This window comes from Nocardioides sp., from assembly GCF_051876515.1.
GTDB lineage: Bacteria > Actinomycetota > Actinomycetes > Propionibacteriales > Nocardioidaceae > Nocardioides.
In genome coordinates this window covers 1-6,741 of sequence record NZ_JBJEHY010000201.1, presented here as the reverse complement: position 1 = coordinate 6,741, position 6,741 = coordinate 1, and the positions used below count along the sequence as shown (strand labels likewise).

Sequence of the window (6,741 nt, the reverse complement as noted above, 5' to 3'; positions counted from 1 at the left end):
TCCGGGTGATCTCGGCGAAGTCGGCCACCGACGAGCCACGACGGCCCGGGGTGGTCGGCTTGTACTTGCGGATAGCCATCAGATGTTCCTCAGCTCAGTCCCTTGGTGACCCGGTCAGGAGACCGGACCCCCGAAGATGTCGATGCGGTGACCCTCGGCCAGGCTGACGATGGCGCGCTTGGTGTTGGCGCGCTTGCCGATCCCGAACTTGGTACGGCGGGTCTTGCCCTGGCGGTTGATGGTGTTGACGGAGGTGACCTTGACGCCGAAGACCTTCTCGACCGCGATCTTGATCTCGGTCTTGTTCGCGTCCGGACGGACGATGAAGGTGTACTTGTTGGCGTCGAGCAGGCCGTAGCTCTTCTCCGACACGACCGGTGCGATCAGGATGTCGCGCGGGTCCTTCTGCAGGGTGCTCACTTGTCGTTCTCCTCGTTCTTGGCCTTGCCCTGGGCCTTGGCGACGAAAGCGTCGAAGGCACCCTTGGTGAAGACCACGTCGTCGGAGGCCAGCACGTCGTAGGTGTTGAGCTGGTCGACGGCGACGATGTGCACCTGCGGCGCGTTGCGCAGCGAGAGCCAGGTCAGCGCGTCGGAGCGCTCGAGAACCACGAGGTAGCGGGCGCGGTCGGTCAGCGCGGCGAGCGAGACCAGGGCGGCCTTGGTCGACGGCTTGTCGCCCTCGACGAGGCTGTCCACCACGTGCAGACGGTCGTTGCGAGCCCGGTCGGAGAGCGCACCGCGCAGGGCGGCAGCGATCATCTTCTTGGGGGTGCGCTGGCTGTAGTCACGCGGCTGCGGGCCGTGGACGGTGCCACCGCCGGCGAACTGCGGCGCGCGGGTCGAGCCCTGGCGGGCGCGACCGGTGCCCTTCTGCTTGTAGGGCTTGCGGCCACCACCGCGGACCTCGCCGCGGGTCTTGGTCGCGTGCGTGCCCTGGCGGGCAGCAGCCTGCTGAGCCACGACGACCTGGTGGATCAGCGGGACGTTGATCTCGACGTCGAAGATCTCGGCGGGGAGATCGACCTTGACAGTCTTGGCGGTCATGCTCAGGCCTCCGTCTTCTTGGCAGCCGAGCGGACGACGACCAGGCTGCCGCGGACGCCGGGGACGGCGCCCTTGACCAGGATCAGGCCCTTCTCGGCGTCGACGGCGTGAACCGTCACGTTCTGGGTGGTGACCGTGTCGTTACCCATGCGGCCGGACATCCGGGTGCCCTTGAACACGCGACCGGGGGTCGCGCAGGCGCCGATGGAACCGGGCTTGCGGTGGTTGCGGTGAGCACCGTGCGACGCGGAGACACCCGAGAAGCCGTGGCGCTTCATCGTGCCCGCGAAGCCCTTGCCCTTGCTGGTGCCCGTCACGTCGACGACGTCGCCGGCGGCGAAGGTGTCGACGCCGAGCTCCTGGCCGACCTGGTAGGTCGAGGCGTCAGCGGTGCGGATCTCGACGACGTTGCGTCGGGGGGTCACGCCGGCCTTGGCGAAGTGCCCGGCCTCGGGCTTGTTCACCTTGCGGGCCTCGATCTCGCCGAAGCCGACCTGGACGGCGTTGTAGCCGTCGGTCTCGGGCTGGCGGATCTGCGTGATGACGTTGGTGGAGGCCGCGATGACGGTCACCGGGACGACCCGGTTGTTCTCGTCCCACAGCTGGGTCATGCCGAGCTTGGTGCCCAGCAGGCCCTTCACGTTGCGTTCGAAAGTCATGTCAACCAGCCTCAGAGCTTGATCTCGATGTCGACGCCGGCAGGCAGGTCGAGGCGCATGAGCGAGTCGACGGTCTTCGGCGTGGGGTCGATGATGTCGATGAGGCGCTTGTGCGTGCGCATCTCGAAGTGCTCGCGCGAGTCCTTGTACTTGTGGGGCGAGCGGATAACGCAGTACACGTTCTTCTCGGTCGGCAGCGGCACCGGGCCGGCGACCTTGGCACCCGTACGGGTCACGGTGTCCACGATCTTGCGCGCCGAGGTGTCGATCACCTCGTGGTCATAGGCCTTGAGCCTGATGCGGATCTTCTGTCCCGCCATAGGTCTCTCTCGTCCTCTTCGATCTCGTACTCCCCGTCCGGGGCGTACCGCGTGCTGGTCTGTGTCTCGGCACTGTCCCGGGTGGGGCGGCACCGCCTGTCTCTCCGCCGTTCCTCCGACCCCCGCGGTCGGGCGTGTCGCGCTTGTTTCTCGCGACTCCCCCATGGGAGTTGGTACTTCCTGGAACGACACCCGGTGGGTCCACCGGACTGATCGGGTCTCCGGCCAGCAGAACTGGTCGCGCGGCGCACGCAGACCACTGGCTCGATCAAAGGAGACGCGATTCAGTAGTCAAGTTGTGCCGCGCCCCGACGACCCGTCGGAGCAACTGGACCATCTTGGCAGACACCGGCGAGGTGTTCCAAATCGATTCGACCTCTCCGGTCCTGGGGTGGGGCAGATCACACCCGAGGCCCACCGCGTGCCGGCCCGCTCCCTCGACGGTGCACCCCGGACCGGCTGGCGGGGCGTGCAAGGATGCCCCGCATGAGCGAGCAGCCGCCGTGGGGGACGACGGGACCCGCGAGTGAACCGCCCGTGCCGCCCGGGCAGCAGCCCGGCGCCGGCCCGGTGCCGCCCGGGAGTGGGTACGCCCCGCCGGGTGGGTACCCGCCGCCGGCCAACCAGCCGTACCCGGGCCAGCCGTACCCGGGCCAGCCCTACCCGGGCCATCCCCACCCCGGTCAGTTCGTGCCGCCGGCCGGCGCACCGTGGCAGCCGACGCTCCCGGTCGCCGCGCACAAGCCGGGCGCGGTCCCGCTGCGCCCGCTGACCCTGGGCGACATGTGGAGCGCGGCGGTCAAGGTGGTGCGGGTCAACCCGCGGGCGACCGTCGGCGCCTCCGTGCTGGTCGCCGCCGTCGCGATGGTCCTGCCTGTCCTCGCCACCGCGGTCCTCACCTGGGGAACCAGTCTCACCTTCGACCCTGCCGCCGACGACCTCTCCGGCAACGAGCTCCTCGGTGCGCTGGGGATGTACGGCTCGCTGCTGGTCGGCGCCGCGCTGCAGTCCCTGGGACTCGTGCTCGTGACGGGGATGATCGCCCACGTCGTGCACGCCGCAGCCCTGGGCCGGCGGATGTCCCTGGCCCAGGCGTGGCAGGCCACGCTCGGCCGACGCTGGCGCCTCATCGGCCTGGTCACGCTCGTCAGCGTGGTCTCGGTCGCAGCGCTGCTGCTGTACGTCGGGCTCTGGGCCCTCCTCCTCTACACCCTCGACCTGGCCCCCGCCGTCACGATCGGTCTGGTCACCCTCCCCTTCTTCCTGGCGGCCATGGCGTGGGTGTGGGTCCGGGTCCTCCTGCTGCCCGTGCCCGTCCTGATGATCGAGCGCACCGGGGTGTTCGCCGCGATCGGCCGCGGGTACCGCCTCACCGCCGGTCAGTTCTGGCGCACGCTGGGCATCGCGCTGGTCACCAGCCTCGTGGTGCAGACGGCGGCCTCGATGCTGGCGACGCCGTTCACGATCGCCGGGACCCTGGTCGGGTTCTTCAGCGTGGAGTACGCGATGCTCGGCTACATGCTGGGACAGGCCGTGGGCACGGTCATCGTCGCGGCGATCACCTACCCCTTCACGAGCTCGGTCACGACGCTGCAGTACCTCGACCAGCGCATCCGCAAGGAGGGCTACGACCTCGACCTGTTCGAGGCCTCCGGTGGTGGCGCCCCGCGATGAGGCCGGTCCGGCTCGCGGCGTCGCTCGCCGACACCCTCCCCTCCCCCGAGGAGGCGCGTTCGCGGTTGGGCCGTGAGCTGCTGCGCCCCGAGTACCACGAGGACGACCTCCTGGCCCGGCTCGTCGAGGCCGGCAAGCGCTTCTTCGCCCAGCTCGTCACCGCGACCGCCGCGGCCCCGCTCGGCTCGGTGATCCTCGCGCTGGTCATCGGCTTCGCCCTGGTGGTCGGGCTCATCCTGGTCCTCGGGCGGCTGCGGCGCGCCGGCAGCCGTACGGCCGACCTGACCGGACCGGTGCTCGGCGAGCACCGGCTCACCGCGGCCGAGCACCGGGCGCTGGCCGTGCGCGCGTTCGAGGCGGAGGAGTACGGCGACTGCGTGGCCGAGGCGTTCCGCGCGGCGGTGCTGCGCCCCGTCGAGTCCGGTCGCCTCGCCGACCGCCCGGGCGCCACGGCGACCGAGCTGGCCGCGGAGCTCGGTGCCCTCGACGCCGCCGCCGAGGGCACCGAGCGTCTGCGCGAGGTGGCGCGCCACTTCGACGAGGTCGTGTACGGACACCGGACTGCCACCCGGGAGCAGGCCACCGAGGCGCTGGCCCTCGACGACGCACTGGTCGGGGCCCGACGGTGAGGCGCCGGCTCGGGTCGCGGTCCGTCTGGCTGCTGTCGCTGGCCGCCGTGCTGGCGGTCGCGGTCGCCGTCCTGCTGCAGGACCCGGCGCGCAGCACCGCCCCGCTGGACCCGGACAACCCCGGCGGCACCGGCCTCCGCGCGCTGGCGCGCGTGCTGGACCAGACCCACGACGTCACCACCGCCCGCACCGCCGACTCCCTCGCCGAGACCGACCCGGACGCGGGGACCGTCGTCGTGGTGGTCCAGCCCGACCAGCTGGGGCCCAGCACGGTGCAGCGGCTGCGCGACGACGCGGGCGACGCCACCGTCGTGCTCCTGGACCCGGGTCAGCGCGCCCTGGGGTTGTTCCACCTCGACACCGACACGCTCTCGGTGGGTGGGGAGACCCTCGAGTCGGGGTGCGCCTCCGAACGCTGGGGAGGCCTGGAGCTCGAAGTCGCCACCGGCACCGCCTTCCCCGCGGACGGCTGCTTCGAGGGGAACGAGGGCCGCCACGTCCTGGTGGAGCGTCCGGACGGGCTCGTGCTCTTCGGCGCCGCCACCGCGCTGAGCAACGACCAGATCCTCGCCGCGGAGAACGCGGCGGTCGGACTGCGCCTGCTCGGTCAGGGCGACAGGGTGGTCTTCTACGTCCCGGACCTCGCCGACCTGACCGCAGAGGACGCCGCCTCCGCGGGTCCGCTGCTGCCCGAGTGGATCGTGCCGGGGCTGCTCCTGCTGTTCTTCGCCGGCATGGCCCTGGTCCTGTGGCGCGGCCGTCGCTTCGGGGCGCTGGCCGTCGAGCCGCTCCCCGTCCGCGTCCGGGCCACCGAGGCCGTCCAGTCCCGCGGTCGGCTGTACCAGCGCGCCAACGACCGCGCGCACGCCGCCCAGGCGCTGCGCGGGGCGGCCGTACGCTCCGCCCGCCGGGCCCTGGGGCTCGGGCGCGCCGAGCCGGAGGAGGTCACCCACGCCGTCGCCGCGCGCACGGGGCGGTCGTACGAGGACGTCCACGCACTCCTGGTCGGCGCCACGCCGCCGGCCACCGACGCAGAACTCACCCACCTGGCCGGCGCGCTGGCCGCGCTCGAGAAAGAGGTTCGCACGCCATGACCAGTTCCTTCTCCCCCGACGGACCCGGCGTGGCGGGGGCCGCCGACGCACGGGCCCGCCTCGACCAGGTGCGCGCCGAGGTGGCCAAGGTCGTCGTCGGCCAGGACGCCGCGGTCTCCGGCCTGCTCGTCGCCCTGCTCTGCGGCGGCCACGTGCTGATGGAGGGGGTGCCCGGGGTCGCCAAGACGCTGCTGGTGCGCACCCTGGCCGCGACCCTGGACGTCGACACGCGCCGGGTGCAGTTCACCCCCGACCTGATGCCCGGCGACATCACCGGCTCGATGGTGGTCGACTCCCACGCCGGGGAGCTGACGTTCCGCGAGGGTCCCATCTTCACGAACCTGCTGCTCGCCGACGAGATCAACCGCACCCCTCCCAAGACGCAGTCGGCGCTGCTGGAGGCGATGGAGGAGGGCCAGGTCTCGGCCGACGGCGTGACCCGGCCGGTGCCGCAGCCGTTCCTCGTGGCCGCGACCCAGAACCCGGTCGAGTACGAGGGCACCTACCCGCTGCCCGAGGCGCAGCTCGACCGCTTTCTGGTCAAGATCGTCCTCGACATCCCCGGACGCGACGTGGAGCTGGAGATCCTGCGCCGGCACGCTGCCGGTTTCGAGCCCCGCGACGTGGCGGCAGCGGGCGTACGGCCGGTCGCCTCGGCAGCCGACCTGCTCGCCGCCCAGCAGGCGGTGCGCGGCGTCGAGGTCTCCGCCGAGGTGGCGGGCTACATCGTCGACATCGCGCGCGCCACCCGGCAGTCCCCCTCCCTGTCCCTGGGCGTCTCACCGCGCGGTGCCACCGCGCTGCTGCGCACGGCACGGGCGTGGGCGTGGCTCAACAACCGCGACTTCGCCACCCCCGACGACGTCAAGGCGCTCGCCCACGCCACCCTCGCCCACCGTCTCGCCCTGCGCCCGGAGGCCGAGCTCGAGGGCGTCCAGGTGGCCGGTGTCCTCGACTCCGCACTCGCCTCGGTGCCGGTCCCGCGCTGATGTTCCTCACGCCGCGTCCCGTGCTGGTCCTGCTCCTGGGGCTGGTACCGGTCGTGCTGGTCCCCCGCACGGGCACGGCGGTGCTGTGGGTCGCGCTGGTGGTCGTGGCGTGCCTGCTCGACGCCGGGCTGGCGCGACGCCCCGCCACCCTGCGGGTGCAGCGGCGGGAGTCGCCGTCCGCGCGCACCGCCCCGGTCCGCCTCGGGGAGGAGACGACCACCGAGGTGGAGATCTCCCAGGACGGCCGTCGAGCGGTGGACCTCGTCGGACGCGACGCCTGGCAGCCGACCGCCGGCGCGGTGCAGACGCGCCAGCGGGTGCGGGTCCCCC

The 6,741-nt window shown here is 72.2% G+C and carries 8 protein-coding genes and 1 pseudogene; 5 read left to right on the top strand and 4 right to left on the bottom strand.

The features are described 5' to 3' along the window. Positions 1–114: 114 nt before the first annotated feature. The 4 genes from rplW to rpsJ are packed head-to-tail and all read right to left on the bottom strand — an operon-like array spanning position 115 to position 2,025. Positions 115–420 carry a 50S ribosomal protein L23 gene (gene rplW, locus ACI379_RS14825; protein ID WP_439792871.1) on the bottom strand — a complete coding sequence of 102 codons (306 nt, stop codon included), beginning with the start codon at positions 418–420 and terminating at the stop codon, positions 115–117. Next, positions 417–1,046, bottom strand: coding sequence for a 50S ribosomal protein L4, sunset domain variant (rplD, locus tag ACI379_RS14820; RefSeq protein WP_439792870.1), 630 nt, complete (start codon positions 1,044–1,046; stop codon positions 417–419). The genes rplW and rplD overlap by 4 nt, the downstream gene beginning before the upstream one ends. A 2-nt stretch (positions 1,047–1,048) precedes the next feature. Then, positions 1,049–1,705 (bottom strand): 50S ribosomal protein L3, encoded by a 657-nt coding sequence (gene rplC, locus ACI379_RS14815; RefSeq protein ID WP_439792868.1) that lies wholly within the window; start codon positions 1,703–1,705, stop codon positions 1,049–1,051. A gap of 11 nt (positions 1,706–1,716) precedes the next feature. Then, positions 1,717–2,025, bottom strand: a complete 309-nt coding sequence (gene rpsJ, locus ACI379_RS14810; protein ID WP_008360994.1) for a 30S ribosomal protein S10 — start codon at positions 2,023–2,025, stop codon at positions 1,717–1,719. A gap of 486 nt (positions 2,026–2,511) precedes the next feature. On the opposite strand from rpsJ, the gene ACI379_RS14805 reads away from it, so the two are divergent. The 5 genes and pseudogenes from ACI379_RS14805 to ACI379_RS14785 all read left to right on the top strand — a co-directional run. After that, positions 2,512–3,699, top strand: a complete 1,188-nt coding sequence (locus ACI379_RS14805) for a hypothetical protein (protein WP_439792867.1) — start codon at positions 2,512–2,514, stop codon at positions 3,697–3,699. Next, positions 3,696–4,328 carry a DUF4129 domain-containing protein gene (locus tag ACI379_RS14800; protein ID WP_439792866.1) on the top strand — a complete coding sequence of 211 codons (633 nt, stop codon included), beginning with the start codon at positions 3,696–3,698 and terminating at the stop codon, positions 4,326–4,328. Before ACI379_RS14805 ends, ACI379_RS14800 begins: the two co-directional genes overlap by 4 nt. Beyond that, entirely contained in the window at positions 4,325–5,422 is a 1,098-nt protein-coding gene (locus tag ACI379_RS14795; RefSeq protein WP_439792865.1) for a DUF4350 domain-containing protein, read from the top strand. Before ACI379_RS14800 ends, ACI379_RS14795 begins: the two co-directional genes overlap by 4 nt. Further along, positions 5,419–6,411, top strand: coding sequence for an AAA family ATPase (locus tag ACI379_RS14790; RefSeq protein WP_439792864.1), 993 nt, complete (start codon positions 5,419–5,421; stop codon positions 6,409–6,411). Before ACI379_RS14795 ends, ACI379_RS14790 begins: the two co-directional genes overlap by 4 nt. 20 nt (positions 6,412–6,431) lie before the next feature. After that, positions 6,432–6,741: pseudogene (locus ACI379_RS14785) on the top strand (DUF58 domain-containing protein); the annotation flags it as partial.